We start from the raw sequence: 26,069 nt of genomic DNA on the forward strand, positions 1-26,069 counted from the left end.
AGATTGTTCAGCTGTGCGGGTCAACCAGGTCTGCGAGCCGTCAGCCCTACCCGTGCATGATGACGGTCTTTACCTCCGTCATTTCCTCAACCGCCGAGCGCACGCCCTCCTTGCCGTAGCCGCTGGCCTTGAGACCCCCGTACGGCATGAGGTCGGCACGCCAGAAAGGAGTCCACCCGAGGTGGATGCTGCCGGCGTCGATCTCGCGCATAGCACACAACCCCTCGCTGAGGGTGCCCCCGAAAACTCCCGCTGCCAGCCCATAAGCAGTGCCGTTGGCAGCGTCAATCCCGGCGTCGAAGTCATCAACGGTGGTGACTGCGACGGCGGGACCGAACAGCTCATCCTGCGCGAGCTTCTGGCGGGTGTCGACACCGGTCACCACGGCTGGTGAGACGAAAGTCGCGTCACGCTCGCCACCTGTGAGCAGACGCGCTCCCTCTGAGACGGCCTGCTCAATGCTCTTCTCGACACGAGTCGCCTCCTTCTCGGTGATCAGCGGGCCGAGTGTCGTGCCCTCAGCAGACGGGTCACCCATGCGGATCTCTGCGACCTTAGGCAGCAACGCGTCCAGGAAGTCAGTCTCAATGCCTCGGTGCACGATCACCCGCTGCACCGAGATGCAGACCTGCCCTGCATTGACGTAGCCGCCAGCAGCCACTGCAGCAGATGCCTTTTCGATGTCGGCACCGGGAAGGATGAGCGTGGGTGAGGAAGCACCAAGCTCGAGCGACAGCTTCTTCACGCCCGCGATAGAGGCGATCCGCTCCCCCACTCCGGTCGAGCCGGTAAACGAAATCTTGCGCACCCGCGGATCGGTGACCAGCGCGTCGCCGAGCAGTCCACCTGGTCCGGTGAGCACTGAGAGCACGCCTTCCGGAACGCCGGCATCGATGAACGCTTCTGCAAGAGCCAGCGCTGTAAGCGGCGTGGTGGTGGCGGGCTTGAGAATGACCGCGTTGCCCGATGCCAGAGCCGGAGCCACCTTGTGCAGCACCAGTAGAGCAGGGTAGTTGAATGGAGTGATGGCGGCGACGATACCCACAGGCTGGCGCAGCGTGAACCCGGCCTTGTCCTGTCCGGTACCCGGGTTCGCGTCGAGCGGGAGACTATCCCCGTAGAGCTGGGTGCCCTCGTAGGCAGAGAGGCGAATGATTGCCCCCGAACGACGAGCCTCTCCGTAGGCCTCTCCAAGCGGCTTGCCGTTCTCGGCCGAGATGATCGCAGCGATGTGGTCTGCGCGCTGCTCGGCAATATCAGCAGCGCGGTTCAGGATCACTGCGCGCTCATGGGCAGGTGTGCGTCGCCAGATAGCAGCACCGGCTTCTGCGGCATCGACTGCGACCATCACATCGAGGGTCGAGGCGACCGCGACTTCGCCGACGGTGCGGCCGTCGAAAGGCGATCGCACCTCTGTGCGCTTACCGTCCGCAGCCTCCCGCCATTCGCACCCAATGACCAGGCCAAAGCTCACTCTGTCGCTGCTGACGGAGGTGCTTTCTACGCTCATCGCTGCCCTTTCATCCTGCATCACCATTGATTTTGGACCGGTCCAAATTCTAGACACATGGCGAGTTTCGCGTCAAGATCGTCACAATTTACTGGGACGAGCCTCGCACCACAAGGCGCGGTGGTATCAGCACCTCGCGAGGTGCTGTATGAACAGGGCCGACCGCAGATTCTTCCGCGCCTGCACGCTCCATGGCAGCAAGCAGCTCATCGGCTGACTCGCGACCGATACGGCGGTTCATCGGGTCCACTGTTGTCAGTGAGATACGAGGAATCGCCGCCAGGGTCGAGTCATCGTATCCCGTGACTTTGCAATCCTGCGGTACGGAAATTCCGGCTGCCTCAAGGGCGCTGATGACACCTATGGCAACGAGGTCGTTGACCGCAACGACAGCTTCAGGGGATTCTCCCTCGGAAAGGCTTCGTTCGATTGCTCGCCGGGCATCCTGCTCCGTCAGCCCAGTCCGTTCTACTTTTCCTGAGGCTTCGAGACCACGCCGACGCAGCGCCGCATGGAAGGCGCGCTCGCGGGTCGCCGAGACCGTCCCACCGCTGCCACCGACGAAGACGATATGACGCATCCCTTGGTCGACCAGATGATCGACCACAAGCGAAATTCCTGCCTCATCATCTGTGCGCACTGTGGCAATGGTGTCATCGGTGGCATCGATCGCACTGGCAACGACGGTCGGCATGGCTGCTGTGAACTCAGCGAGCTCAGCGAATTGGGGAACAGTCCCCACAGTGATGAGCCCGGCTGGGCGGAGGTCGCGCAGCATGGCGAGGTTGTCCTGGTCGAGCAGGGACTCGCCTTTGTCGCGGTCGTTGTCGACCTGGGCAGTGACGATCATCGTGGGCTTGCCTGCATCGCTGAGCCGGGCCTTCACCGCGCCCACAATCTCTGCGAAGATCGGGTTCGACAGGTTCGAGACGAGGATTGCGACGATATTTCGCCGACCTGCAGACAGCGACTGCGCGACGAGATTGGGCCGATAACCAAGCGTCTCCGCAGCCTTGAGGACTCGATCACGGCGCTCATAGCTCACGTTGCTGCTGCCTTTGAAGACGAGCGAGACCAAGGACTTCGAGACTCCTGCCTCACGAGCGACATCCCGGATCGTGGGAGCACGCGACTGATCCTCCATGGTCACTACACCCCCTCGAACTGCTGAGCACGGATACTCATGACAACTGATTTACCCGATGACTCCGGAAAGAACCGGAAGACTCCCTGATCGCTGACATCAATGTACCCCTGAGTCAGCAGCCAGAGCAGGCCGAATGCGCCGACCACCACGATCACGATAATGACCGCTCGGTAGATATTGCGCTCGCCTCCACCAGACATGAAACGCCTCCTCCATCACCTGGCCAATCCCCGATCCGTCCTACTCCTCCACCGAGACCTCGATACCCTCAGTCGCTGAGCACTGCGCGGCGTCGGCAAGGATCAGGGCCGCGCGACCATCCTCGAAGGTGGGGCTCACCGACGTATCGCCCCGCACGACCTTGACGAACTCGGCAAGTTCCTCGGCATATGCCTGCATGTACCTCTCAACGAAGAATTCGCCGAAAGCGGGCTTCGCATCCACCGCTGCAGCTGTCGAGCAACTCACCAGGCTGGTCGGGGCATTCGCCACCTGCAGCATGCCTCCTGCACCGAAAGCCTCGAGGCGCTGGTCGTATCCGATCGCACTGTGGCGAGAGTTGATAACTGTGGCCACCGCCCCCGAGGCGGCACGCAGTGTGGTCACCGCAGTATCGAAATCTCCATGGCGCTGCGCTCCTGCGTCAAAAGCCCGGGTCCCGATAGCGTTGACTGAGACGATGTCTTCAAGGAAGAAACGCACCATGTCGAAGTCATGGATGGTCATATCGCGGAAGATGCCGCCGGAAACCGCAATGTACTCTGCTGGCGGAGGAGCAGGATCGCGGCTGATAATGATGAGCTGCTCAAGATCACCGATCTCGCCGGCTGCGATGCGCGCTCGAGTAGCTGCGAAGTCGCGGTCAAAGCGGCGGTTGAATCCGAGCGTGACGGGCACCCCGCTCGATTGCACCAGCGGGCGCAACGCATCGACGCGAGCAATGTCAAGATCGATGGGTTTTTCGCAGAGGGTCGGCAGCCCTGCCCGGACAGATGCCTCGATGAGATCAACGTGCGTGGGTGTTGGTGAGGCAATGAGTACCGCATCGATTTCGCCCGAAGCGATGAGCTCTTCGGGCGACTCGGTAGCAGTGCCGCCGAACCGCTCAGTCACACTGCGTGCACCTTCGATGAAAGGGTCAGCAACCCAGGACAGCCGCGTCTCGGGACTCGCCGCAATGCTCGCGGCGTGCACCTGGCCGATACGCCCAGTGCCGATGAGTCCGATCCGAACCGGGGTCTGCGTCATTGCTGCTCCTTTGCGTGCAGGGGTGGGACGACCGCGCCCACGCACTCCCTCATGTCATATCAGTCGAAAAGAGTATACGGGCTTTGGACCGGTCCAGTTCAATCCTTCCAATGGTCAGCGCATCAACGGTGCCGTCGAACTGCGCACAACCATGCGCGGCTCAACAAGCTCTGGCGCGCGGCTACTCGATTCAGCGCCAGCACTCCCTTCAATAAGCTCGGCCAAAGTGCGGCCGGCGGCCCTGCCAAGTTCTCGCATGTCACCGTTCACTGACGTGAGTGCGATGAGCTCGTATGCTGCGAGTGGCGAATTATCGTAGCCGACAACTGACAGATCCTGCGGCACCCTGAGTCCTCGGTCCTGCGCCGCACCGATCACCCCGACTGCCATGGGGTCATTGACAGCGAACACCGCAGTGGGCCGAGGAGCCGCAGATCCTTCTGCCGTGAATACCTGGGAGATTGCAGTGTGCGCCGCCGCCTCGCTCGTCTGCTCTGCGCGCAGCACTTGTGGTGCGAGCTTCCGTTCGCGCATCTCCGTCAGATAGCCGGCCTCTCTGGCCGCGGCGCTCGCGCCTGAAGCGCTGACGCAGGCGATATTTCGATGCCCGAGGTCGGCGAGATGCCTTACGGCGAGACAACCTCCCGCCGTCTCATCACTAGCGATCACAGGAGCAGCTCCTGCGCTGATCGCCCGGGTGCCAAGAATGACTGTCGGCGCGGTGAACCGCTCCACAGCCGCACGCGGCACTTCTCCGGCAAGCACCAGCCCGTCGACGCGCAGAGACCGGAACACCTCGAGGGGGTTGAGGCTGAGGTGCGCGTTCAACGCGATGTCAGCAACGCTCAGACTGTAACCGCCACCGGCAAACGATTCGCGCAGCCCCGCAAGAGCGGTCGCGAACCACAGGTTTTCGAAGTCATCGATCACTACGCCGATGCTCCGAGTCCGGGTTCCGGCAAGTCCGGCCGCGAGCCGGCTCGGCGTGTAGTCCAGGTCTGCTACAGCCGCCAGCACCGCCTCACGCTTCTCCGCGCTCACCTGAGGAGAATCGCGCAGGACAAGTGAAACGAGGGATTTGGAGACACCCGCGCGCTCGGCGACATCGTAGATCGTCGGCGTTTTTCGCATCGGCAGCTTCTCCCAGGATGACACATTGACAGGTCGACCTGATCAAGATTAGCGTAAGCACTATTGGAGCGCTCCAATTCTCGACGCAGACCATACTCGTGACCCATTCCGTGCATCGGGGCCTACATTCCCCGCCCCTACAATCTCCCGAAAGGCCCCACATGACTCAGTCACTCGGCGTCGCCGTCATCGGCGCAGGCATGGCAGGAAAAGCCCATGCCGCCGCCTACCGCGCAGCTTCGACTATCTACAAGCCGACGCTCCCCGAGATCCACCTGATCTCGATCGCTGACATCAACGTCGAACTCGGCACGGAGGCTGCCGCGCGCTATGGGTTCCAGCGTCACGATGTCGAGTGGCGTGCCATCGTCGACGATCCCGCAGTCGATGTTGTCAGCGTCGTGGTCGCGAATTTCCTGCACCGTGAAATCGTCGAGGCATTGCTCGCCGCAGGCAAGCACGTGCTCTGCGAGAAACCGCTCAGCGATACACTCGATGACGCACGCGCGATGGCAGAAGCCGCCCACAGCGCCGAGGAGAAAGAGATCCTCGCCCGCATCGGCTACAGCTATCTGCGCGCTCCGGGCATTACGTTCCTCGGCAGTCTCATTGACGACGGCAGACTCGGTGAAATGCTGCACTTCTCGGGGCGGTACTGGACAGACTACGGCTGCCACCCTGACGCACCGATGAGCTGGCGCTACCAGGGTCCGGCGGGTTCAGGCGCACTTGGTGACGTAGGCAGTCATCTCTCCTACATCGCGGAATACCTCTGCGGCGAGGTACAGGAAATTTCAGGGGGCCGTTTGTCGACCGCGATCAATGAGCGTCCTCAACCACTGGGCAATGTGGTCGGACACAGCCGTGGCAATGTCAGCAACGAGTTCTCTCCCGTAGAGAACGATGATTATGCAAGCTTTAACGCGAAGTTCGCGCGCTGTGTCGGCACACTCGAAGTATCACGGGTTGCGGCAGGCCACCCCAATGACCTGTACCTTGAGGTTTTCGGCTCCAAGGGTGCAGCCCGCTGGTCGCAGACCAATCCCTCCCAGGTCGAGGTACTTCTGCACGACGAGCAGGCCGACGTTGCCGGGTACCGGGTGGTGCCGCTCGGCCCGGCACATCCGCGCTACGCCGGCGGCTGGGCTATGGACGCTCCGGGGGTCGGCATCGGCCAGAACGATCTGTTCGTACACCAAGCGCGCGCCTTCCTCGAGGAGATCGCGGGCATTCCCGAGGCAGAGTCACTGCCGCGCTGCCGCACCTTCGTCGATGGTGTGCACAACATGGAATTCCTGGCCGCAGTCGCGGATTCGGCAGCCGCCGGTGGATCTGCCATCCCCATTTCCTCAGAAATTAATTGACCGCAGATACCTCATCCAATCAAGGAGCACTCATGAAGCTTGGCGTCTACAACGCAATCCTCCACGATCGGACACTGCCCGAGGCGATCGACGTCGTCCAGAGCATCGGTCTCACCGGCATCGAACTCAACACGGGTGGCTTTCTCCCTCCGGCGCATATTCCAAACCGTGAAGAGATTCTGACTTCTGATGCCGCCCGCGACGAGTTCCTCGGCCAATTCGAAGGCACCGGCATCTCGCTGGCGGGACTGAACTGCAATGGCAACCCCCTACATCCGAAGTCACTGATCGGAGATGCCCACGCAGCAGACGTGCGCCGCTCTATCGAACTGGCCGCACGTCTTGGCCAGGATCGTGTCGTGACCATGTCAGGCCTTCCCGGTGGTGAGTCCGGCGCTACCGTCACCAACTGGATCGTCAACGCCTGGAACTCTGCAGCCCTCGACGTTCTCGACTATCAGTGGGACATTGCTGCGGAATTCTGGCGTGAGATGGATCGCTTCGCCGCCGACCACGGAGTGAAGGTCGCCCTCGAGCTGCACCCGCAGAACCTCGTGTTCAACTCCGCCGACGTGCACAAGCTCATCGAGCTGACCGGCGCAACCCACGTCGGTGTCGAGCTCGATGCCTCACACCTCTTCTGGCAGCAGATGGATCCGGTCGCCGTTGTACGTCACCTCAGTGAGCTCGTCATCCACGCAGCGGCGAAGGATGTACGGGTGAACCCCGAATGGGCAAACCTCAACGGAGTACTCGACAATTCATTCCGCCGCCTCTCCCCCGGCGAACCGCGAACTCACCTCGGAGGAGACGAATGGGCAAACGCGTGGCCCAAGGAGTCGGCCTGGGACTTCGTTGCGCTCGGTAAGGGCCACGACACCGCATTCTGGACGGAGTTCTTGCGCGCCCTACGTGACGTCGACCCCGACATGTGGGTGAACATAGAACACGAGGATGTGTCTCTCAGCCGTATCGAGGGCCTCGAGGTATCGGCAACGGTGTTGTGCGAGGCGAACGCCGCGGCGGAGCGCAGATGATGGAGCTAGGTGAGCCCCTCGCACAGCACCGCTGCAGCTTCGGCAGCCCCTTCGGCCCCGCCCTGGATGTCTTCGTGCTCGATGGAGAGCGGACCGATCTCCTCGGGGTGCCATTGTCAAGTCCCCGGGAAGTTCTCCCTCGTTGTGCTCCTCCTCCGCCACATGTTCGACATCAGCAAGTTCGGCTTTCGCACGGTCTTCCGAGCGGATCGTCTTGAGCACGGCGAGAGCGTCATCACGACGCCCCATCTCAGCCTGCAGAGGGCGCTCCGCGCCGTTGGCCACACCCGTGTCCTAGCCGAACAGCAGACAACCGATGGTAGCAACGGTGGCGACCAATCCGAGTCGCTGACAGTACGGTGCGGGCGTGAAGGGTGGGAGCTCAACGCTTCCATTGGCTATTGGCGCAGGGCCTCCAGACATGACAAACTCCTTCGTCTCACTCGTGTTGCCTGAATCACAGTACGGCTCTCGCGAGTGTAATTATGTATCGACATTTTGACAAACTTGCCTCTCATGTACAGTGCGCTTGTGACGCTGCTGCTCTCCGAAATCACGGCCTACACCTGGGCGCTTTTAGTCCTTGCGGCCCTGCTGGTCGGGGTGTCGAAAACTGCGATGCCCGACATCAACACGCTTTCTATCGCTATCTTCGCAGCCGTCCTGCCCGTCAAAGCGTCGACCGGAGCATTACTGCTTCTGCTCATCGTCGGCGACGTTTTCGCGCTCAGCGCGTATCGCCGCCACGCTCACTGGCCGACACTCATCCGCCTCATCCCTGCAGTGATAGCGGGCCTCGCATTCGGTGCTGTCTTTCTGGCCATCGCCAACGATGCCTCCGTGCAGCGGGTGATCGCCCTGATTCTCCTGTGCATCATCGGCTTCACGCTATGGCAGCGGCGACAGGGCCAAGTCCGCCCTACGCAGGATAACCCGCCGATCCTTCCACTGCCCCCCATCACGACGCCGGGGACATCAACGTCGGCGAGGCGGAGACCGATGTCACCACGCGCACCGCATCCATAGCACTCACCGGCTACGGTTCTTCTCGGCGGATTCACCACGATGGTGGCAAACGCCGGCGGTCCTATGGCTCGACCTAGCGTTGGTGCCCGCGGTCATCGCTGGTGCAGTCCTTGGACGGTGGATCGCTGACCGCATTGCCCGAAGAGTCTTCGACCGGCTCGTCATCGGCTGCACGATCCTCGGTGCGCTGTATCTGTTCATGTGAAGGACCTTTCGCCTGACGCTGGTCATGACCAGGGAGCACAGGTTATCTTTGTTCTTACAAACTAGTTTTCAGGCGGGGTGCCCGCTGTCTCTGGAGGTAAACGTGACCGCAGCCAACTCTTCGAACTCTTCGGCACCGCTGGCCCGTGCCGTTGCCGAAACTCCGACCTCCCTGTGGAATGACTCCGCCGACCCCCACGAGCTCAAAGCCTCCATCGAGTTCGGTGCCGTGGGTGCCACCTGCAACCCGGTGATCGCATTCACTGCGATCAACAAATATCCTGAAGCGTGGGGGCCGCGCCTGCGCGATCTCGCCGATGAGCACCCCACTTGGAGCGAATCAGAGCTCGGCTGGGAGGCCGTACGCGAACTCTCAATCGACGCGGCGCAGCAGTTGCTTCCAATCTTTCAGGAAACCGGCGGCCGCAACGGGCGCCTCTCGATTCAGACGGATCCACGGCTCTACCGCAATGCCGAAGCTCTGGTGCAGCAGGCCGTGGAGTTCTCCCGGCTGGCAGAGAACATCATCGTGAAGATCCCCGCCACAGAGACCGGCATCGCCGCCATCGAAGAAGCCGCATACCAAGGTGTGAGCATCAACGCCACCTGCAGCTTCACCGTGCCACAGGCGCTAGCTGTCGGAGAGGCGCTCGAACGAGCGCTCGAACGTCGCGCAGCCGACCGACTGTCTGAACAGGAGTTCGGGCACGTTGTCACCATCATGGGCGGCCGTCTCGACGACTGGCTCAAAAAGTGGGCCGGCCAGAACCGGATCCTCACTACTCCAGGCGTCCTCGACTGGGCCGGAGTCGCGGCTCTCAAGCGCGCGCACTCCATCTTCATCGAGCGAGGCTATCGCAGCCGCATCCTCTCGGCGGCGTTCCGCAACGCGCTGCAGTGGTCGGAACTCGTCGGCGGCGACCTGGTAATCTCCCCGCCGTTCGACTGGCAAGCCCGCATCAATGAGAACAACATCCCGGCAGAGAACCGCATCGATGTGCCGGTTGCGCCTGCGATTCTTGACGAGCTCATGGAGCTCAGTGAATTCCGCAAAGCCTACGAGCCAGACGGCATGAGCATCGAGGAGTTCATCACCTTCGGGGCTGCGCGCAATACGCTGCGCCAGTTCCTCGACGCCACCGCGCAGCTCGATGCACTCGTACGAGACGCAATCCTCCCCGGAGCCTAAGACCGGGTATCAGCTAGGCCGCGGCGATGAGCTTTTTGATCTTCGCCAGCTGGAACCGCGAACTTTCGTCAGCGTTCTCGTCCTCTGCGAAGACGTTAGAGACGATGAGCGCGTCATCGCGGTCGAGGTAGCCGGTCCGTTTCAGGGTGCCGAACAATTCGGTCCAGTTGACATCACCGTCGCCGATGTTCAGATGCTGGTGTACTCGCACCGCGTTGCCGGGAGGGTTGGTGATATACCGCAGACCGTTTGATCGGTGGTGGTCGAAGGTGTCCGCCGTGTAGACGGCGCCCAGACGGTCGCCGATCTCTGGAAGGAGGGTGCTGGCGCGATCACCGAGGTGGAACGTATGCGATCCGACGTAGACGAATCCCACCTGATCTGTGTTCAAGCCGCGAATGATGCGCCACGCTTCGAGTCCATCCTCCACAAAATCATCGGGGTGCGGATCAAAGTTCAGCTGCACCCCCTCACGCTCGAGCACCGGGATGAGTACCTCCATAGCGCGGTAGAAGGCGAACTCCGACTCTTCCTCTCGCTCTGGGCGACCCGAGAATTCGGTGTTCACGACCGGAGCCTCGAGCTCGGCTGCGATCTGGATGTACCGCGTGGTATTGAAGATCGCAGCCTGCACGTGGTGTTCTTCGGGGCCACCAAAGCGCTGCACAGGCAGCACCGAGGTGATGGTCACGCCTGCATCCTTCGCCCGCTTCTTGAGCTTGGCGATCATGTCACTGTCGACCTTCGGATAATGGAAGTGGCGTCCGAAATCGGGGTTAGGGGTGAGCTGCAGGTATTCATAGCCGAGCCTCGCGACGAGGTCCGGGAAGTCGAGCAGATGCACAGTGTTGTTGTACGGCGTCGGGTCAAGTGCAATGCGAACCATGATGCTCCTTTGCTGAGGTCGGAGGTGGATTATGCGTAGAACGCGGGGCGTTCCGGAGCCTCCACCGGCACGACGCCGCCTTCATTCAGCGCCCTCACCCCTGCTTCGCAGGAAAGGGCTACGAGGTAGCCGTCCCACGCATTCGGGCCGTCGATGAGCTCACCGCGGCGCACCGCATCGGCCCAGCGCTGAATCTGCGCGTCGTAGGCGTCGGCGAACCGCGTCACGAAGCTCTCGTGATCCTTCACCCGGAAGAAGCCCTCGTCCCATCGCTGCAGCCCCGTGGGCTGACCGATACGGCCGATGCCTTTTTCAAACACAGCCTCGGTGGCCACCTGGTAGCCGAACTGTACGCTGACGTTCATCTCAACATCAACCAGCACGCCGTTCTCGAGTTCCATTATCACCAGAATCGGCTCACGCAGACGCTCGGGGGCCAGCGAGTTGCGCCGAGAGTGCTTCACCTCTACGCTCACAATGCGTGAGCCGGCAAGCCAGGGCACCACATCGAACTCATGCACCACCGAGTCGGTGATCAGCATGTTCTGCACATAGGATTCCGGCACCGACGGGTTCCGGTGCAGGGCACGCACCATCAACAGTTCTCCACTCTCGCCGGAAACCACGAGCTCGCGCAGCTGCTGATAGTCCTTGTCGAAGCGGCGCATGAAGCCGAGCTGAATATGCGGACGATCCAGTTGCTGCTCGAGCCTCAGTATCTCGAGAGAGGACTCCGAATCCTGGGTGAGCGGTTTCTCGCAAAGGATGGGCAGCCCAGCGGCGAGCGCGGGCTTGAGCACCGGCGCATGAAACTGCCCCGGCGTCGCGATAAGCACCGCATCCATCGCCGCGTCCTCGAGCGGATCGTCGATACGTGTGTATGTCATCGATCCTGGTGCATCCTCGGCAGCGGCAGCCGCACGGCTGGCATCCGGCTCAACGATGGCAGAGACACGGGCACCTGCGATGCGGTGGGTGATGCGCTTAATGTGGTCGGCACCCATCACGCCGGCACCGACCACTGCCACACGGAGGTCTTCAGTCATGAGCTCTAGTCTCCTCAAGAAATTCGTGCCAGGTGCGTGCAGCCAAAGATGTGCTCGCGGGTGCGCTTGGCAATTGGGAATGGGTAATCGAGGGCACAGCCGTACATGTCCTGCTCGACGATCGCGAAAATCTCGGGGTCGATCTTCGCCACGGCTTCGATGATCGGAGCAAGGTCGGGGACACCGCCACGCGGCTCGATCATGATTCCCTTAGCGACAGCATCGACGAAGGACGTGTCATTCTTCAGCACATCAAAGAGGAGGGTAGGGTCAACCTGCTTGAGGTGCAAATAGCCGATGCGCTCGGGCCGCTCTTCGATGAGCTTGACGTTGTCGCCGCCGTAATAGGCGAAATGGCCGGTGTCGAGGCAAAGATTGGTGTATTTTTCGTCAGTTTCGTCAAGAAATCGGACCACTTCGCTGGTGGTGCCGATGTGGCTGTCGGCGTGCGAGTGGAACTGCTGCTTCATGCCGAATTCTTCCAGCAGTGCCTTGCCGAGGCGATCGTGACCGGCAGCGAGCTTCTTCCACTGCTCATCGGTGAGCGTGCGAGGTTCGAGATTCTCGCCGGTGACATCGCTGCGCCACAGATCTGGGATCACCACGAGGTGCTCAGCGCCGAGCTTCGACGCAAGTCCGGCAACGGCGAGAGCCTGGTCCCAGGCACGCTGCCACTGTTCCTCGCCCTTGTGAAAGCCGGTGAAGACGGTGCCCGCTGAAAGCTGGAGTGCTCGTTTGCCAAGTTCGTCCGCAAGCTGATGCGGATCGGTCGGCAGGTATCCGTACGGGCCGAGTTCTATCCACTCATACCCCGACTGCACCACTTCATCCAGGAATCGCTGCCAGGGCACCTGCCCTGGATCGTCTGCATGCCATACGCCCCATGAATCGGGAGCCGTGCCAATGCGCAGGCCAGGATTCTCGATTGCTTCGTTGGTCATCTGCTGATGCTTCCTTCTCGTGACAACATCGTCTAGAGGCCGGCCTACTTACCCAGCCACTATTTGACGGGACATTATGCCAAATTCAGGTCTCGGGCCATCTATATTCACCCACCTAGAATGGTCGGCAGATCAGCCGAGCAGCGGCTTCTGGTATGTCGCCTGCTCCTCGTACTCAGCACGGGCGCGCTGTGTGGCCTCCAGTGTGGCGACCTGTGGTACGGGCACGTCCCACCAACCTGCCCCGTCAGGCGAATAGATGAGCGGGTCGCTGTTGATGTGGATGAACGTGGGGCGGTCCGAGGCTTTCGCGGTGGCGATAGCAGCACCGAGGTCATCGATGGCCGAGGCTCCCGGCTCCACCTCAATAACGTCCATACCGTAGCTCCGGGCGTTCATAGCGAGGTCAACGGGCAACACCTGTTCTCCCTGGAAGTTCTTCGCCTCGGTATCATACGTCCGGTACCAGGTGCCGAACCGCTCCGAGCCGACTGTTTCGGAGAGGTGCCCGATCGAGGCATAGCCGTGATTCTGGATGAGCACCACAATGATCTTGATGCCTTCGGCCACCGCGGTGACAAGCTCAGTGTTGAGCATGAGGTATGAACCGTCTCCGATCATCACGATCACATCGCGGTCATCACCTGCAGCGTCCAGGCCGCGCTTTGCTCCGAGACCACCAGCGATCTCGTAGCCCATGCATGAGTAGGCATACTCGACGTGGTAGCCGAGCGGATCGCGGACCCGCCACAGCTTCTGCAAATCACCCGGCAGTGAACCTGCCGCCTGCACCACCACGTCACCCGGGGCCGAAGCCTGCTGCACCGCCCCGATGATCTCGGGCTGACCGGGCAGCTCGAAGCCGGAGGGCGCGAACGCCTGGTCGACCATCGCGTCCCACTCGGCGTTCTCGGCCGAGATCCGCTCAGCGTACTCCGCTTCAATGCGCAGGTCGGAGAGCTGCTCGTGAAGTTCAATGAGCGTCTCGCGCGCATCGGCGATGACCGGAACCGGACTGCCATGCTTATAAGCGTCGAATGCGGCCACGTTGATGTTGACGAATTTCACATCTGGGTTCTGGAACACGGTACGTGAGGCTGTCGTGAAATCGCTGTAGCGCGTGCCGATGCCGATGATCACATCTGCCTCAGCGGCAAGGCGGTTTGCAGCGAGAGTCCCGGTCGCGCCGACACCGCCAGTGTACTGCGGGTGGGCCCAGTCAAGCACCCCACCGCCGGCCTGCGAGGTGCCCACCGGAATGCCGGTGGCCTCGACGAACTTCCGCAGCTGCTGCTCAGCCTCCGAGTACAGCACCCCGCCGCCGGCCACAATAAGTGGTCGCTTGGCACCACGGATAGTCTCCAGTGCTGCGGCAAGCGCGTCCCGTTCGGGGCGGGGCCGGCGAATGCGCCACTCACGCGGCTGCAGGAATTCCACCGGCACGTCCATGGCCTCGGCCTGCACATCCTCGGGCAGCGCGATCGTCACGGCACCGGTCTCGGCAGGATCGGTGAGCACACGCATGGCGGCCAGCGCGATCGAGAAGAGCTGCTCAGGTCGTTGCACACGGTCAAAGAATCTCGAAACCGGGCGGAAGGCGTCATTGACGGTCAGGCCAATGTCATGCGGCTGCTCCAGCTGCTGCAACACCGGGTCTGCAACGCGGGTCGCGAAAGTGTCGCTGGGCAGAAGCAGCGCAGGCAGCCGGTTGGTCGTGGCCAGAGCGGCGCCGGTAAGCAGGTTCGTGGCCCCCGGCCCCACAGAGGCTGCAGAGGCGTAGGTACCGCGCCGGCGGTGCATACGCGCATAGCCGACGGACTGGTGCACCATAGCCTGCTCGTTGCGAGCCTGATAGTAGGGCATGAGGTCAGGGTTCTCAACATTGAACTGCTTGAGCGCCTGCCCCACACCCGCGACATTGCCGTGCCCGAAGATTCCAAACATTCCTGGCACTGTGCGCTCGCGGATCTCTGTGCCGTCCGCGGCGCAGTCGAGAGTCCATTGGTTGGCGAGGAACTCGACGAGGGCCTGGCTCACAGTCATGCGACGGATAGTCATGGTGCTGTCCTTCTTAATGGTGTCTCTGGTGAGCCGATTGCTCTGCGGTGAAGGGCAGACGCGAATCGAGTTCTTGGCCCTCCCATGTCTCGCGCACCCACCCATGTGCGGGATCGTCGCTGATGAGCCAGCTCCGCTCGGGGTCGGGGCCTGCCATCACATTGAGGTAGTACATGTCGTACCCGGGGGCTGCCACTGCTGGACCGTGGTAACCGTAGGGGACCAGGGCGACGTCGCCGGTCTTGACCTGCGAGTCGATCTCGATCTCACCCGCGGGTGAAGAGTAGGTGCTGAACATGCCGAATGCCTGCTCTTCACTGACTCCCTCGGGTGCACCCTTGGTCGGAGCGACCTCGAAGTAATAGATCTCCTCCAGCTCAGACTCGTGGCCCACTATGTGCTCATCATGCTTATGCGGCGGATAGGACGACCAGTTCTCGGCAGGGGTGATGACCTCGACGACGATGAACCTTGCGGCGTCGAGCGCCTCCTTACGGCCAAAGTTGTGCACCTGTCGGCTTGAGGCACCTGCACCTCGCAGTTCAACCGGCACGTCCTCTACTGGCATGTAGGCCGTGGGACGAACGATGCCAGTGGGCGAGGTGGCCACCAGGAAGCGCGACTCACCGGACGAGGTCGCGGTGACCATGGCCGTCGCGTCCGAGGAGAGGTAGAGCACATCGGTGGGACCGGAAAACACCGAGGAACGTCCAGCCAGCTCGGTGGTGGTCTCTTCCTCATTCTCGGTGTGCGTGACAGTGAACGAGCCCGCCAGTGGCACGATCAGTCGCTCTAAACCAGTGCCCTCGAGCGCGATGCCCTCGCCCTCGTTCAGACGTGCGACACGCACACCCGTGTGCTCCCACCCGGGAGTTCTCTCGTCGACGACGCTTTCCCAATCGCCCTCGGCGAGTTCGCCGCGGCGGTGGAACCAACGCTCAGCCTGCTCAGTCATGCTCTATCTACCTTTCATCTGTTCGGACGTCAGCTCCTCCAATGAGCGTGGAGGTGACGCCTGAGTCGAAACCAGCGAACTTCAGTCGTTCTGCGGGAAGCCGAGGTTGATGCCGCCGTGCTTGGCCGGATCAAGCCAGCGGCTGGTGACAGCCTTCTCACGGGTGAAGAACTCAAAGCCCTGCACCCCATATGCCTTCGAGTCGCCGAACAACGAAGCCTTCCAGCCACCGAAGGAGTGGTACGCCACGGGCACGGGAATCGGCACGTTAATGCCGATCATGCCGACCTGGATCTCGTGCTGGAAACGGCGGGCTGCACCGCCGTCATTGGTGAAGATCGCGGTGCCGTTGCCGAACGCACCCGAGTTGATCAGCTCCACACCCTCTTCGAAGCTCTGGACGCGAACAATCTCCAGCACCGGGCCAAAGATCTCCTCAGTGTAGGCCCGGGAAGTGGTCGGAATGTTGTCGATGAGAGTCGGGCCGACGAAGAAGCCGCTCTCGTGGCCCTCGACCGTGAAGTCGCGGCCGTCGACGACGATGGTGGCACCATCCTGCTCGGCGATGTCAATGTAGCCGGTGACCTTGTCGCGGTGCGCATCAGTGATGAGGGGACCCATATCGGGCTCAGGGGTGTGTGCCCCGTTGCCGATCTTGAGGTTGGCGATCCGCTGTTTGATCTTCTCGATCAGCTCATCAGCGACTGGCTCGACTGCGAGCACCACCGAGATGGCCATGCAGCGCTCACCAGCAGCACCGTATCCGGCGTTGATCGCTTGATCAGCCACTAGGTCTAGATCGGCATCAGGCAGTGCGAGCATGTGGTTCTTCGCACCACCGAGCGCCTGGACCCGCTTGCCGTTCTTTGCAGAGGTTTCGTAGATGTACTGGGCGATCGGAGTCGAGCCCACGAACGAGATCGAGTCCACGTCCGGGGAATTCAGCAGACCGTCGACGGCGACCTTGTCACCATTAAGCACGGTGAACACGCCGTCAGGAAGGCCTGCTTCCTTCCATAGCTCCGCCATCCACAGCGAGGCAGAGGGGTCCTTCTCACTCGGCTTGACGATGACTGCGTTGCCTGCGGCGATCGCGATAGGGAAGAACCACATCGGCACCATGGCAGGGAAGTTGAACGGCGAAATGATGCCGGCCACGCCGATCGGCTGCTTCAGCGAATATACGTCGATGCCAGTCGAGGCGTTCTCGGAGAACGCGCCCTTGATCAAATGTGGGAAACCGGTAGCGAGCTCCACGACTTCTTGGCCGCGGAGGATCTCTCCCATTGCGTCAGAAAGCACTTTGCCATGTTCGGCGGTGATGATCTTGGCGAGTTCGGACTTGCGCTCATTGAGCAACTCGCGGAATGTGAAGATGGCGGTCTGACGCTTCGCCATTGAGGTCTCGCTCCACACCTCGTAGCCGGCACGAGCCGACTCGATCGCCTTCTGGATCAGCGCTTCATCTGCGAGGGCGACGTGGGCCTGGACCGCACCGGTCGCCGGATTATGCACCGGCGCAGTGTTTCCTGCAGACTCGACGCGCTGTCCATCAATCCAGTGCGGAATCACGGGTACATCGTTGCTCATGGGGTTCCTTTCGATGGTGAAGGTCTTCTTTGAATGGCTCTGCGGAAAATCACGGATCTCGCCGACCTGTCGTGCCCGCTCAGGCTCCGGGATTGGCTCCGGCGGCAGGGAGGTCGCGATGCACAAGGCGAGCCGCCGTGTCGACTGCGGCGGCAACGTCGTCGTCGTGCGGGTAAAGGAGCGTACGGCCGACGGTGAGACCGCGCACGCCCGGAAGCGAAAGAGCGTGCTCCCACGAGCTGAAAATCTCTTCCGGATCCCCGCCATTGTCCCCGCCAAGCAGCAGTGTCGGCATAGTGGTTGCCTCCATGACGCGTTCCATCTCGGGCACGACGGGAAGCTTCATCCAGGTATAGGCACTCGAGTTGCCGAGACCCGAAGCAATCGCCGTGGCAAGTATCGACGCATCAGCCGACAGATCGTTCACAACCTTCCCTCCAACCCGGCTGCTCATGAACGGCTCAAGCATGATCGGCAATTCGTGGGCCGCGGCGGCATCGACTGCGCGAGCGGTTGTCTCCAAAGTGGCCAAAGTTCCGGGATCTTCGAGATCGACGCGAATCAGCGTCTTCGCAAAGTCGATTCCCTGCAGTTTCATCGCCGGCACATCGTAGGCAGTGTAGCGATCATCCAACTCGAATGAGGCTCCGCGCAGTCCGCCGCGGTTCATGGAACCCACCACGATCTTGTCATCAAGCAGACTGAGGGCAGCCAGGTCATCAATGATGTCAGGTGTCCCGAGCACGCCGTCAACACCGGGTCGTGATACCGCCAACGCCATACGCTCGAGGAGTTCGTACCGGTTCGCCATAGCGGTAGGGTTCGATCCGACGGCGATCGCGCCGCGAGCCGGGTGGTCTGCCGCCACGATGAACAGTCGACCATCTCCGCGGGTCACTTTGCGACGTTTGCGTTCTGAAAGTGCCCGACCGATCGCTGCGGGGTCAGCCGCGCGGAGGTCACGTAAGCATTGAAAATCCAGTGACATGATCAGGCTCCTTTCGCTAAAATCTCTTCGATCTCGTCTGCACCTGGCATTGCCGTGGAGCACTCAAGCCGAGTGGCTACGATCGCGCCTGCGACGTTCGCGAAACGGAGTATTTGTTCAAGGCCCCAGCCTTGCAGCAGACCGTGGCATAGGGCACCACCGAACGCGTCGCCCGAGCCAAGACCGTTGATGACATTCACAAAGTGCGGTGCCACCTCCACGCGCTCGTCGCGCGTCTTCGCGAGTACGCCCTTCGGCCCCTGCTTGACGATCGCCAGTTCGATACCTCGTTCGAGCAGCGCGTCGGCTGCACGGTCTGGCACGGTTTCGCCGACCGCAACCTCGCACTCTTCCTTATTTCCGACCGCTACGGTCGTGTTGCCGAGCGCACGATCCACTTCAGCAGTCGCATCAGCTGGGTTGGTCCAGAACATTGGCCGGTAGTCGAGGTCGAAGACGGTGTGCTGCCGACCTGCGCGTTGCTCGAGTGCCGCGTGGTGTGCGGCACGGCTCGGCTCCTCGCTCAGCCCGGTTGCCGTGAACCAGAAGATCTTCGCCTCACGAAGGGCGGCAAAGTCGAGGTCTGCCGCTTCGATCTGCAGGTCCGGGGCTTTGGGCTGACGATAGAAGTACAGCGGAAAGTCATCGGGGGGAAAGATCTCACAGAAGGTGACCGGAGTGGGATACTGCGGATCAATTGTCACCTCGCGCGGGTCGGTGCCGAGCCGGCCGAGCTCGCGAATGAGATACCGGCCGAAAGGGTCATCTCCCACGCGAGAGATCAGGGCGCTGCGGTTGCCATACTTGGCTGCGGCCACCGAGACGTTGGCTGCACTGCCACCGAGAAACTTTCCGAATGTCTCGACATCCTCGAGGGGTCCCTGCTGTTGCGGATAGATATCGACGCCGAGACGCCCAATCACCAAAACGTCATCAGGCCGCCGTTGTTCCACCATTCGCTACCCGCCTCTCGGTTCCGCGCGCACGACACTTCCCGCGCCCTTTATTTGTCCTAACAATATCATGCAAGCCGGTGAATAGCATGACTTTGCAGCAAGAAGGTAATATTGTCCACACATTAGTGTCATCCACTGCCGGTTGAGGTGCAGATCACTCGACGGCCTAAGGAGGAACCCGGATTGAGCAACGACCCCGTGTGGCCGGACGAGCTGTTCACCGACCTCGATCGAACCGGCCCGGTACCCCTCTACTTCCAGATATCGAGCCGCCTGGAACGGGCAATCCGCGAGGGCATCATTCCAGCTGGCGCGCGCCTGGTGAACGAGATCGAGATCAGTAAGCGCCTCGGCCTGTCACGGCCCACGGTTCGACGCGCGATCCAGGAACTGGTCGATAAGGGACTGCTCGTGCGCAGGCGTGGCATCGGGACCCAGGTGGTGCAGGCGCGGGTGAGCCGTCCGGTCGAACTCACCAGCCTTCACGAGGATCTCAGCCGTGGGGGCCACAACCCGTCCACCAAAGTGCTGTCATTCGAACACATCCCAGCAGACTGCGAAATCGCCGATCACCTGGGTGTCCCGGTGGACACCCAGGTGACCCGTATACGGCGGGTGCGGTACGCCGACGGCACTCCGATGGCGATTCTCGTCAATCTACTTCCACCCGAATTCTCGGACATCACCATCGAAGACCTCACCAGCCAAGGACTCTACGAACTGTTGCGCTCGCGTGGGGTCACTATGAAGGTCGCGAACCAGGCCATCGGTGCACGCCGCGCCCACGGTGACGAGCATGAACTACTCGACGTGCCGAAAGGAAGTCCTGTGCTCACCATGGACCGCGTCGCCTTCGATCAGGGCGGCAAGCCCGTCGAGGCCGGCCATCACTGCTACCAGCCGGATCTCTACTCGTTCCAGACAACCCTCGTCTCCCGCTGAGAGCGGCAACCCCGGAGACGCGCACGACGACGCCACACGTCACTCTTCCGCAGTTTCGCTGGCCTGGAGCCAAGCCTCCTCAGCCTCAGCAAGCTCGCTCTCAGCCTCATCGAGCTCGCTCTGAAGACGGCCGAGAACCTCAAAGTCCGTCGAGTCCGAGGCGGCGGCCATCTGTTCATGCAACGCTGCTTGGCGTGCTGAGAGTCTGTCCATCTGTTTCTCAATGCGCTGCATATCCTTGCGCGCCTGCCGACGATCAGCCTCCGAGGGGCCCAGAGTCTGCTGAGAGGGGCGCACTTCGGCTGCGGCAGTGGGCTCTGCCTGAGGTACGGGGGCCGGTGTGGCCGCAGAGGAAGACTGTCCACGGTATGTCCGCCCATCGACGGCCGGGGCCGGCTCGGAGCCCTCCCGAATGCGCAGATACTGCTCCACTCCTCCGGGCAGGGCGCGCAGCTTGCCGTCGTCCAGCAGCGCGACCTGGTGATCGGTGACTCGCTCCAGCAGGTACCGGTCGTGGGAAACCACGATCAGGGTCCCCGGCCAGCCGTCGAGCAGGTCTTCCATCGCAGCGAGAGTGTCGGTGTCCAGATCGTTGGTGGGCTCGTCGAGCATCAGTACGTTGGGCTCGCCAGTGAGCAGCTTCAGCAGCTGCAGACGGCGGCGCTCTCCGCCGGAGAGATCACTGACCGGCGTCCACTGCCGTGACCTGCTGAATCCCAGAGTCTCCAGCAGCTGCCCTCCGGAGAGTTCCCTGCCCCCGACCTCGAAGACTGACTTGTCCTCGGTCATCACCTCATGAACACGCATATGCTCACGTTCACCCAGCTCCCGAACCTCCTGGGTGAGGATCGCCGTCTGGACGGTCTTGCCACGCCTGACCCGCCCGGCATCGGGTTCGATGTGACCATCCAGCAGCCGCAGCAGAGTGGATTTGCCCGCACCGTTGACACCGACGACGCCGACCCGCTCACCGGGGCCGAGACGGAACGTGACGTCGTCGAACAGCAGCGGACCCGATCCGCCGGCACGATAGGTGACTCCCTCCAGGTCCAGCACGTCCTTGCCCAGCCGGGCGGTTGCCATCTTCTTCAGCTGCACCTCATCCCGGTGGGCGGGGACGTCGTTGATCAAGGCGTTGGCCGCGTCGACCCGGAACTTGGCCTTCGTGGTCCGGGCCGGGGCGCCGCGGCGCAGCCAGGCCAGCTCCTTCTTGACCAGCTGCTGGCGCTTCTGCTCCTCCACCGCAGCCGCCCGGTCGCGTTCTGCGCGGGCCAGGGTGTAGGCGGCGTATCCGCCGTCGAAGGAGTCCACCGCAGCGTCATGGACTTCCCAGGTAAGAGTGCAGACCTCGTCGAGGAACCAGCGGTCGTGGGTGACCACCAAAAAGGCACCCTCATCGGACTTCCACCGGGTCTTCAGGTGATGGGCCAGCCAGGCGACACCTTCGACATCCAGGTGGTTGGTGGGCTCATCGAGCATGATCACCTCATGCTCTGCCATCAGCAGCGCAGCCAGTGCCACTCGCCTTCTCTGACCGCCAGAGAGCGTCCCGACACTGGTCTCCCAGTCCAGCTCTCCGAGCAGCCCCTGGGCGACGTCGCGCTTGCTGGGGTCGGTGGCCCACTGGTGATCTGCGGCGTCGCCGAGCACGGCGGTGCGGATGGTCTGGGAGTCCTCCAGGACATCCTGCTGGTCGAGGAATCCCACAGAGACCCCGCCGCGCCAGGTGACCCGCCCTGAGTCGGACTCTGCGCTCTTGCCCAGGATCCGCATCAGGGTGGACTTTCCGTCACCGTTGCGTCCCACGATGCCTATCCTGTCACCGGCGTTGATGCCCAGGGTGATGCCGTTGAGTACGGTGCGCGTGCCGAAGGTGATCGAGACCCCTTCAGCTCCTAAAAGATGAGCCACAGGCGTTAACCCTATCTGCCTGCGCCAGTGCCGAGGCGAAGGTAATGTGGGGAGCCGGGGCATCTCCGCGACCGGGGCGTGCTGAACATCAAGGTGAAGAGGTGGGATGACAGTAGGGCTGCCGGTGGCGCTGGCCATCATTGGTCTGGTGGTTCTGGCGGCGGCGCTGCAGCGCCTCACCGGCATCGGGTTCGCGATGATGATGTCCCCGTTCCTGGTGGTGATGATCGGCCCGCACGGCGGGGTGATGCTGACCAATCTGCTGAGCTTCCTGGCGCCGGCGCTGATGATTCCCCTTGTGTGGAAGGACATCGAGTGGCGGAAGCTGGCGGTCATCGGCCCGGCGGCTGTGCTGGTGATGCCGGCCTTCGGCTGGCTGGCTGCGGCCTCACCGCAGGGGCCGCTCTACATTGCGGTGGCCTCCCTGGTGATCCTGGGGCTGAGCCTGTCGCTGATCATCAGCAGGATCAGCACCGACGTCGACGGTTTCGCCACCCGCGCACTGACCGGCATCGGCGCTGGAGGCGGAGTCATCCTTGCCGGGGTGGGCGGGCCGGCCATGACGGTCTACGCGGTGCTCTCACGGTGGGATGTCCGCGCCTTCACCGCCACCCTGCAGCCGCTGTGGGTGCTGCTGTCGGTCGGCGGGTTTCTCACCAAGCTGACCTTCAGCGGCAATGAGATCCCAGGGTTCCCCTGGTGGTTCTGGGCCGGGAGCCTGGCCGCGATTCTGGTGGGGATGACGTTCGGCACGATGGTCCGCACCTGGATCAGTGATGTGGCGGCCCGCAGAACGGTGATCGTGCTGGCGTTCCTGGGCGCCGGACTGTCCCTCCTGACCGGCATCCGCGAAACCATGGGGATATGACCGCCAGCAGTCTGTCAGAGCAGGCGCGCCCCGTGCGCCGGACCGGTGACCGGCAACGCCCAGACATCCAGGCTCTCCTCCAGGCCGGTGGACAGCTGATTGGCCGCCGAGGCGTCGCGTGCCAAAAAGACCACGGTGGGCCCGGAGCCGGAGACCATGCCCTGAAGCGCTCCTTCGGCGAGGCCGGCGTCCATCATCTCGTCCAGCTCAGGCAGCATCGACACCGCCGGGGCCTGCAGGTCATTGGCCATCAGGGTAGCCACCAGCTCGGCCTCGCCGGTGCAGGCCGCACGCACCAGATCCTGGTCCAGTTCTGGTTCCTCCGCAAAGAGCCCGGCCTGATGGCGCATCGCATCCAGCTTGCGGTAGACCTCCGGGGTGGAGAGCCCGGTGGTGGCCGGCACTATCACCAGGTGCAGCTCTCCGCGAGTCAGCAGCGGGGAGAGGTTCTCCCCCGCTCCCTGACCCACCGCGGCTCCGCCCAGGATGGCGAAGGGAACGTCTGCCCCGAGCTGGGATCCCAGCTCAGCCAGCTGCTCCTTGGTGAGCCCGGCCTCCCAGAGTGCTGAGCAGGCCACCAGTGCGGCGGCGGCATCGGCTGATCCGCCGCCCATCCCCCCGGCGATCGGCACATTCTTGGTGATGGTCAGATCCACCCCGTAGGTGGACCTCTCTGCGCCCGGAAAGCTCAGAGTCACCGCGTCGCGCTCCTGGAGGGTCTCGCGCAGCAGCACTGCCGCCCGGTGCGCCAGGTTTCGCTCATCCAGCGGGATCTGGGCGGTGACCTTCTCACCGGATTCCGGGTCGGTGTGCTCCACTGCGGTAAACGCCGAACGCTCAGAGAGCTGGACAGTAATCGCACCGTCCTGGCGCGGAGTGGCAACGACCTCCTCATAGAGGGAGACTGCGTAGTACAGCGTGGCCACGTTGTGATATCCATCGGCGCGCAGCGGCCCGACCCTCAGGCTCAGATTGACCTTGCCCGGGGCCACTGCGGTCACGTGGCCGAAGAACTCGCTGTCTCGCATGTTCTCCACAGTATCTCCGCGCCCGGAGATCTCAGCGCAGGGCGGCGGCGATGCGCGCGAAGGCATGGATGTCCAGCGTCTCGCCGCGGGCCTGCGGGTCCACTCCTGCCGCCTGCAGGGCCTGTTCTGCTGCCGCGCCGGAGCCCGCCAGTGTGCTCAGGGCCGCACGAAGGGTCTTGCGCCGCTGGGCGAAAGCTGCATCCACCACGGCAAACACCTTGTGGCGGGGGACCGACGACGAGGCCGGCTCGCCCCGGTCGATGCGCACCAGTCCTGAGGAGACCCGCGGCTCAGGCCAAAAGACCTTCTTGCCCACCACGCCTACTTTCCGGGCGTGGGCGTCCCAGGCGATCTTGGCGCTGGGCACCCCGTAGATCTTGGAGCCTGGTGCAGCCGCCAGCCGGTCAGCGACCTCCTCCTGGACCATGACCAGGGCCTTGGTGAGGCTGGGCAGCACCTGCAGCAGGTGCAGGACCACAGGCACCGCCACGTTGTAGGGCAGGTTGGCGACCAGGACGCTGGGCTCACCCAGCTGCGGGGGGTCCTCACCGGTCCTCGCCGCTGGATCTCCCCGGGAGCTGTCGGCCCCGATCACCCGTCCGGAGAGCTCCCCGGGTGTGAGCCTCAGAGCGTCATGGCGGACTACTGTGAGGCTCTGCTCCTTCTCCGGCCGCATCAGCTGAACGGTCTCAGGCAACTGGGCGGCCAGCTGAGGGTCGATCTCCACGGCCGTGACCTGGGCGGCCTCGTCCAGCAGACCGATGGTGAGCGAACCCAGCCCCGGACCGACCTCCAGCACATGTTCGCTGCCGTCCAACTCGGCCAGGCCGACGATCCGCCGGATCGTGTTGGGGTCGATCACGAAGTTCTGCCCCCACTGCTTGGTGGGCCGGATGCCCAGGGTCTCGGCGAGGTCCCGGATGTGTGTTGCCGTCAGCAGTGATCTGCTCTCAGCGGGGCCTTGCTCCACCGCTCCGGCAGAATCCTGCGTAGGGTCCTCTCCACTGGGCTCAACCGCTCGTGCGGCCCGGTGATTCATGTCCACACCCCGTAAGCCTGGTGGGTGTTGAACATGACCTGCTGGCACAGCCGGCTCAGCTCAGACTCACGCACCTGAGCCATCAGCCGCATGGTCTGTGGCACCATATACGGGGCATTCGGCTGTCCGCGGTGGGGATGTGGGGTCAGAAACGGCGAATCGGTCTCCACCAGCAGCAGCTGCGGATCGGCCACCGCCAATGCCTCGCGGAGGTTTCTGGCGTTGTTGAACGTCACGGTGCCGGCAAAGCTCATGTACCAGCCGTTGGCATTGCAGATCCGCGCCAGCTCGGCATCCCCGGAGAAGCAGTGGAAGACCACCGAACCCGGAAGTGCGGGGGCGTCCTTGAGCACCGCCACCACATCTTCGTGAGCCTGGCGATCATGGATCTGCACCGCGAGGCCCCGCTGGACCGCCAGCGCGATATGGTCGAAGAAGCTCCTGCGCTGGGAGCCTCTTCCCCCTTCCTCGGTACGGAAGTAGTCCAGGCCGGTCTCGCCCACTGCCACCACCTCAGGCTCCGCGGCGAGCTCGCAGATCCGGTCAAAGGCTCCGTCGTAGGCACCCTCAGCAACCAGCAGAGGAGCATCATTGGGGTGGAGTGCGACTGCCGCCTTCGCCCGCTGGTGCCCCCGGGCGGCCTGGACGGAGAACTCAGAGCTGGCGACGTCGTACCCCACCAGAACGGCCCCGGAGACTCCCACCTGGTGGGCAGCCTCGAGGTGCTCAGCTACGGTGACCTGGACCTGACCGTCGCGGAAGTCCAGATGCGCATGGTTGTCGATGACTGGCACCGGCAACGGCTCAGGTGCTGGCGGGTACTCCAGCCGGCGCTTCTTCTGAGACTTCTCCTCCGTCTGGCTGCGCGCCGGGCCCCTGGCGCTCTCGGCCTCAGCACTCTCAGTGGTGGGAGTCTTCTGCGGTAGATAGACCGGTGGAACCTGCCCCGGGGTCACAGTTGCCTCACTCACAGCGGTTCAGTCTATCCTCTGCCCCGCTGCGCAA

Annotated in this window: 24 protein-coding genes; 7 read left to right on the forward strand and 17 right to left on the reverse strand. The window is 62.8% G+C overall.

What is annotated here, in order from left to right; all coding sequences use genetic code 11:
* Positions 1-46: 46 nt before the first annotated feature.
* The 5 genes from DVO78_RS01290 to DVO78_RS01310 form a co-directional block, all read right to left on the reverse strand.
* Positions 47-1,510, reverse strand: a complete 1,464-nt coding sequence (locus DVO78_RS01290) for an aldehyde dehydrogenase family protein (RefSeq protein WP_120002993.1) — start codon at positions 1,508-1,510, stop codon at positions 47-49.
* A gap of 88 nt (positions 1,511-1,598) precedes the next feature.
* Positions 1,599-2,654 (reverse strand): LacI family DNA-binding transcriptional regulator, encoded by a 1,056-nt coding sequence (locus DVO78_RS01295; protein ID WP_120003157.1) that lies wholly within the window; start codon positions 2,652-2,654, stop codon positions 1,599-1,601.
* A 5-nt stretch (positions 2,655-2,659) separates the two neighbouring features.
* The gene (locus DVO78_RS01300; RefSeq protein WP_120002994.1) at positions 2,660-2,857 is read right to left on the reverse strand and encodes a hypothetical protein; all 198 of its coding nucleotides are present in this window, start codon (positions 2,855-2,857) and stop codon (positions 2,660-2,662) included.
* A gap of 40 nt (positions 2,858-2,897) precedes the next feature.
* Positions 2,898-3,905, reverse strand: a complete 1,008-nt coding sequence (iolG, locus tag DVO78_RS01305; RefSeq protein ID WP_120002995.1) for an inositol 2-dehydrogenase — start codon at positions 3,903-3,905, stop codon at positions 2,898-2,900.
* A gap of 114 nt (positions 3,906-4,019) precedes the next feature.
* Entirely contained in the window at positions 4,020-5,036 is a 1,017-nt protein-coding gene (locus DVO78_RS01310; protein WP_120002996.1) for a LacI family DNA-binding transcriptional regulator, read from the reverse strand.
* Between the two features lie 161 nt (positions 5,037-5,197).
* Here DVO78_RS01310 and DVO78_RS01315 point away from each other — a divergent pair, with 161 nt between their 5' ends.
* The 5 genes from DVO78_RS01315 to DVO78_RS01340 all read left to right on the forward strand — a co-directional run bounded on the left by DVO78_RS01315 (position 5,198) and on the right by DVO78_RS01340 (position 9,856).
* The gene (locus DVO78_RS01315; RefSeq protein ID WP_120002997.1) at positions 5,198-6,400 is read left to right on the forward strand and encodes a Gfo/Idh/MocA family protein; all 1,203 of its coding nucleotides are present in this window, start codon (positions 5,198-5,200) and stop codon (positions 6,398-6,400) included.
* Positions 6,401-6,432: 32 nt separating this feature from the next.
* A complete protein-coding gene (locus tag DVO78_RS01320; RefSeq protein WP_120002998.1) occupies positions 6,433-7,437 on the forward strand; it encodes a sugar phosphate isomerase/epimerase family protein in 1,005 nt (334 codons plus the stop codon).
* A gap of 531 nt (positions 7,438-7,968) precedes the next feature.
* On the forward strand, positions 7,969-8,463 hold the full coding sequence (locus DVO78_RS01335; protein WP_420799039.1) for a sulfite exporter TauE/SafE family protein: 495 nt from the start codon (positions 7,969-7,971) through the stop codon (positions 8,461-8,463).
* 82 nt (positions 8,464-8,545) lie between these two features.
* Positions 8,546-8,668 (forward strand): hypothetical protein, encoded by a 123-nt coding sequence (locus DVO78_RS18280; protein ID WP_420799040.1) that lies wholly within the window; start codon positions 8,546-8,548, stop codon positions 8,666-8,668.
* A 102-nt stretch (positions 8,669-8,770) separates the two neighbouring features.
* On the forward strand, positions 8,771-9,856 hold the full coding sequence (locus DVO78_RS01340; RefSeq protein ID WP_238385074.1) for a transaldolase family protein: 1,086 nt from the start codon (positions 8,771-8,773) through the stop codon (positions 9,854-9,856).
* 13 nt (positions 9,857-9,869) lie between these two features.
* Here DVO78_RS01340 and DVO78_RS01345 read toward each other — a convergent pair whose 3' ends face one another.
* The 8 genes from DVO78_RS01345 to iolC form a co-directional block, all read right to left on the reverse strand.
* Complete coding sequence (locus DVO78_RS01345) at positions 9,870-10,742, reverse strand: sugar phosphate isomerase/epimerase family protein (RefSeq protein ID WP_120003001.1); 873 nt, start codon at positions 10,740-10,742, stop codon at positions 9,870-9,872.
* Between the two features lie 29 nt (positions 10,743-10,771).
* Positions 10,772-11,788 carry a Gfo/Idh/MocA family protein gene (locus DVO78_RS01350; RefSeq protein ID WP_120003002.1) on the reverse strand — a complete coding sequence of 339 codons (1,017 nt, stop codon included), beginning with the start codon at positions 11,786-11,788 and terminating at the stop codon, positions 10,772-10,774.
* A 14-nt stretch (positions 11,789-11,802) separates the two neighbouring features.
* Entirely contained in the window at positions 11,803-12,729 is a 927-nt protein-coding gene (locus DVO78_RS01355; protein WP_120003003.1) for a sugar phosphate isomerase/epimerase family protein, read from the reverse strand.
* Positions 12,730-12,861: 132 nt separating this feature from the next.
* Positions 12,862-14,787 (reverse strand): 3D-(3,5/4)-trihydroxycyclohexane-1,2-dione acylhydrolase (decyclizing), encoded by a 1,926-nt coding sequence (iolD, locus tag DVO78_RS01360; protein ID WP_120003004.1) that lies wholly within the window; start codon positions 14,785-14,787, stop codon positions 12,862-12,864.
* Positions 14,788-14,800: 13 nt separating this feature from the next.
* A complete protein-coding gene (gene iolB / locus DVO78_RS01365) occupies positions 14,801-15,742 on the reverse strand; it encodes a 5-deoxy-glucuronate isomerase (RefSeq protein WP_120003005.1) in 942 nt (313 codons plus the stop codon).
* Positions 15,743-15,823: 81 nt separating this feature from the next.
* Positions 15,824-17,332 (reverse strand): CoA-acylating methylmalonate-semialdehyde dehydrogenase, encoded by a 1,509-nt coding sequence (locus DVO78_RS01370; protein ID WP_120003006.1) that lies wholly within the window; start codon positions 17,330-17,332, stop codon positions 15,824-15,826.
* Positions 17,333-17,411: 79 nt separating this feature from the next.
* Complete coding sequence (locus DVO78_RS01375) at positions 17,412-18,320, reverse strand: class I fructose-bisphosphate aldolase (protein WP_162301550.1); 909 nt, start codon at positions 18,318-18,320, stop codon at positions 17,412-17,414.
* A gap of 2 nt (positions 18,321-18,322) precedes the next feature.
* Positions 18,323-19,276 carry a 5-dehydro-2-deoxygluconokinase gene (gene iolC, locus DVO78_RS01380; protein WP_120003007.1) on the reverse strand — a complete coding sequence of 318 codons (954 nt, stop codon included), beginning with the start codon at positions 19,274-19,276 and terminating at the stop codon, positions 18,323-18,325.
* Positions 19,277-19,459: 183 nt separating this feature from the next.
* On the opposite strand from iolC, the gene DVO78_RS01385 reads away from it, so the two are divergent.
* Positions 19,460-20,218: a GntR family transcriptional regulator gene (locus DVO78_RS01385; RefSeq protein ID WP_120003008.1), complete on the forward strand. Its 759-nt coding sequence runs from the start codon at positions 19,460-19,462 to the stop codon at positions 20,216-20,218.
* Positions 20,219-20,257: 39 nt separating this feature from the next.
* Here the strand turns inward: DVO78_RS01385 and DVO78_RS01390 are convergent, their stop codons facing one another.
* Positions 20,258-22,129, reverse strand: a complete 1,872-nt coding sequence (locus DVO78_RS01390) for an ABC-F family ATP-binding cassette domain-containing protein (protein ID WP_120003009.1) — start codon at positions 22,127-22,129, stop codon at positions 20,258-20,260.
* Between the two features lie 106 nt (positions 22,130-22,235).
* Between DVO78_RS01390 and DVO78_RS01395 the strand changes: the two genes are divergently transcribed.
* Positions 22,236-22,997 (forward strand): sulfite exporter TauE/SafE family protein, encoded by a 762-nt coding sequence (locus DVO78_RS01395; RefSeq protein WP_120003010.1) that lies wholly within the window; start codon positions 22,236-22,238, stop codon positions 22,995-22,997.
* 14 nt (positions 22,998-23,011) lie between these two features.
* Here DVO78_RS01395 and DVO78_RS01400 read toward each other — a convergent pair whose 3' ends face one another.
* The 3 genes from DVO78_RS01400 to DVO78_RS01410 are packed head-to-tail and all read right to left on the reverse strand — an operon-like array spanning position 23,012 to position 26,035.
* Positions 23,012-24,091 (reverse strand): 4-(cytidine 5'-diphospho)-2-C-methyl-D-erythritol kinase, encoded by a 1,080-nt coding sequence (locus tag DVO78_RS01400; protein WP_476638903.1) that lies wholly within the window; start codon positions 24,089-24,091, stop codon positions 23,012-23,014.
* Positions 24,057-25,064, reverse strand: coding sequence for a 16S rRNA (adenine(1518)-N(6)/adenine(1519)-N(6))-dimethyltransferase RsmA (rsmA, locus tag DVO78_RS01405; protein ID WP_120003160.1), 1,008 nt, complete (start codon positions 25,062-25,064; stop codon positions 24,057-24,059). Before rsmA ends, DVO78_RS01400 begins: the two co-directional genes overlap by 35 nt.
* Positions 25,061-26,035 carry a TatD family hydrolase gene (locus DVO78_RS01410; RefSeq protein ID WP_420799041.1) on the reverse strand — a complete coding sequence of 325 codons (975 nt, stop codon included), beginning with the start codon at positions 26,033-26,035 and terminating at the stop codon, positions 25,061-25,063. Before DVO78_RS01410 ends, rsmA begins: the two co-directional genes overlap by 4 nt.
* Positions 26,036-26,069 lie beyond the last annotated feature (34 nt).

The organism is Nesterenkonia muleiensis, assembly GCF_003600155.1.
GTDB lineage: Bacteria > Actinomycetota > Actinomycetes > Actinomycetales > Micrococcaceae > Nesterenkonia > Nesterenkonia muleiensis.

Coding starts and splice junctions, on each gene's coding strand:
- DVO78_RS01345 (WP_120003001.1), bottom strand. CDS start 10,742: ATGGTTCGCATTGCACTTGACCCGACGCCGTACAACAACACTGTGCAT.
- DVO78_RS01320 (WP_120002998.1), top strand. CDS start 6,433: ATGAAGCTTGGCGTCTACAACGCAATCCTCCACGATCGGACACTGCCC.
- DVO78_RS01375 (WP_162301550.1), bottom strand. CDS start 18,320: ATGTCACTGGATTTTCAATGCTTACGTGACCTCCGCGCGGCTGACCCC.
- iolD (WP_120003004.1), bottom strand. CDS start 14,787: ATGACTATCCGTCGCATGACTGTGAGCCAGGCCCTCGTCGAGTTCCTC.
- DVO78_RS01295 (WP_120003157.1), bottom strand. CDS start 2,654: ATGGAGGATCAGTCGCGTGCTCCCACGATCCGGGATGTCGCTCGTGAG.
- DVO78_RS01395 (WP_120003010.1), top strand. CDS start 22,236: ATGACAGTAGGGCTGCCGGTGGCGCTGGCCATCATTGGTCTGGTGGTT.
- DVO78_RS01290 (WP_120002993.1), bottom strand. CDS start 1,510: ATGAGCGTAGAAAGCACCTCCGTCAGCAGCGACAGAGTGAGCTTTGGC.
- DVO78_RS01300 (WP_120002994.1), bottom strand. CDS start 2,857: ATGTCTGGTGGAGGCGAGCGCAATATCTACCGAGCGGTCATTATCGTG.
- DVO78_RS01355 (WP_120003003.1), bottom strand. CDS start 12,729: ATGACCAACGAAGCAATCGAGAATCCTGGCCTGCGCATTGGCACGGCT.
- iolC (WP_120003007.1), bottom strand. CDS start 19,276: ATGGTGGAACAACGGCGGCCTGATGACGTTTTGGTGATTGGGCGTCTC.
- iolG (WP_120002995.1), bottom strand. CDS start 3,905: ATGACGCAGACCCCGGTTCGGATCGGACTCATCGGCACTGGGCGTATC.
- DVO78_RS01350 (WP_120003002.1), bottom strand. CDS start 11,788: ATGACTGAAGACCTCCGTGTGGCAGTGGTCGGTGCCGGCGTGATGGGT.
- DVO78_RS01315 (WP_120002997.1), top strand. CDS start 5,198: ATGACTCAGTCACTCGGCGTCGCCGTCATCGGCGCAGGCATGGCAGGA.
- DVO78_RS01310 (WP_120002996.1), bottom strand. CDS start 5,036: ATGCGAAAAACGCCGACGATCTACGATGTCGCCGAGCGCGCGGGTGTC.
- DVO78_RS01400 (WP_476638903.1), bottom strand. CDS start 24,091: ATGCCTTCGCGCGCATCGCCGCCGCCCTGCGCTGAGATCTCCGGGCGC.
- iolB (WP_120003005.1), bottom strand. CDS start 15,742: ATGACTGAGCAGGCTGAGCGTTGGTTCCACCGCCGCGGCGAACTCGCC.
- rsmA (WP_120003160.1), bottom strand. CDS start 25,064: ATGAATCACCGGGCCGCACGAGCGGTTGAGCCCAGTGGAGAGGACCCT.
- DVO78_RS01370 (WP_120003006.1), bottom strand. CDS start 17,332: ATGAGCAACGATGTACCCGTGATTCCGCACTGGATTGATGGACAGCGC.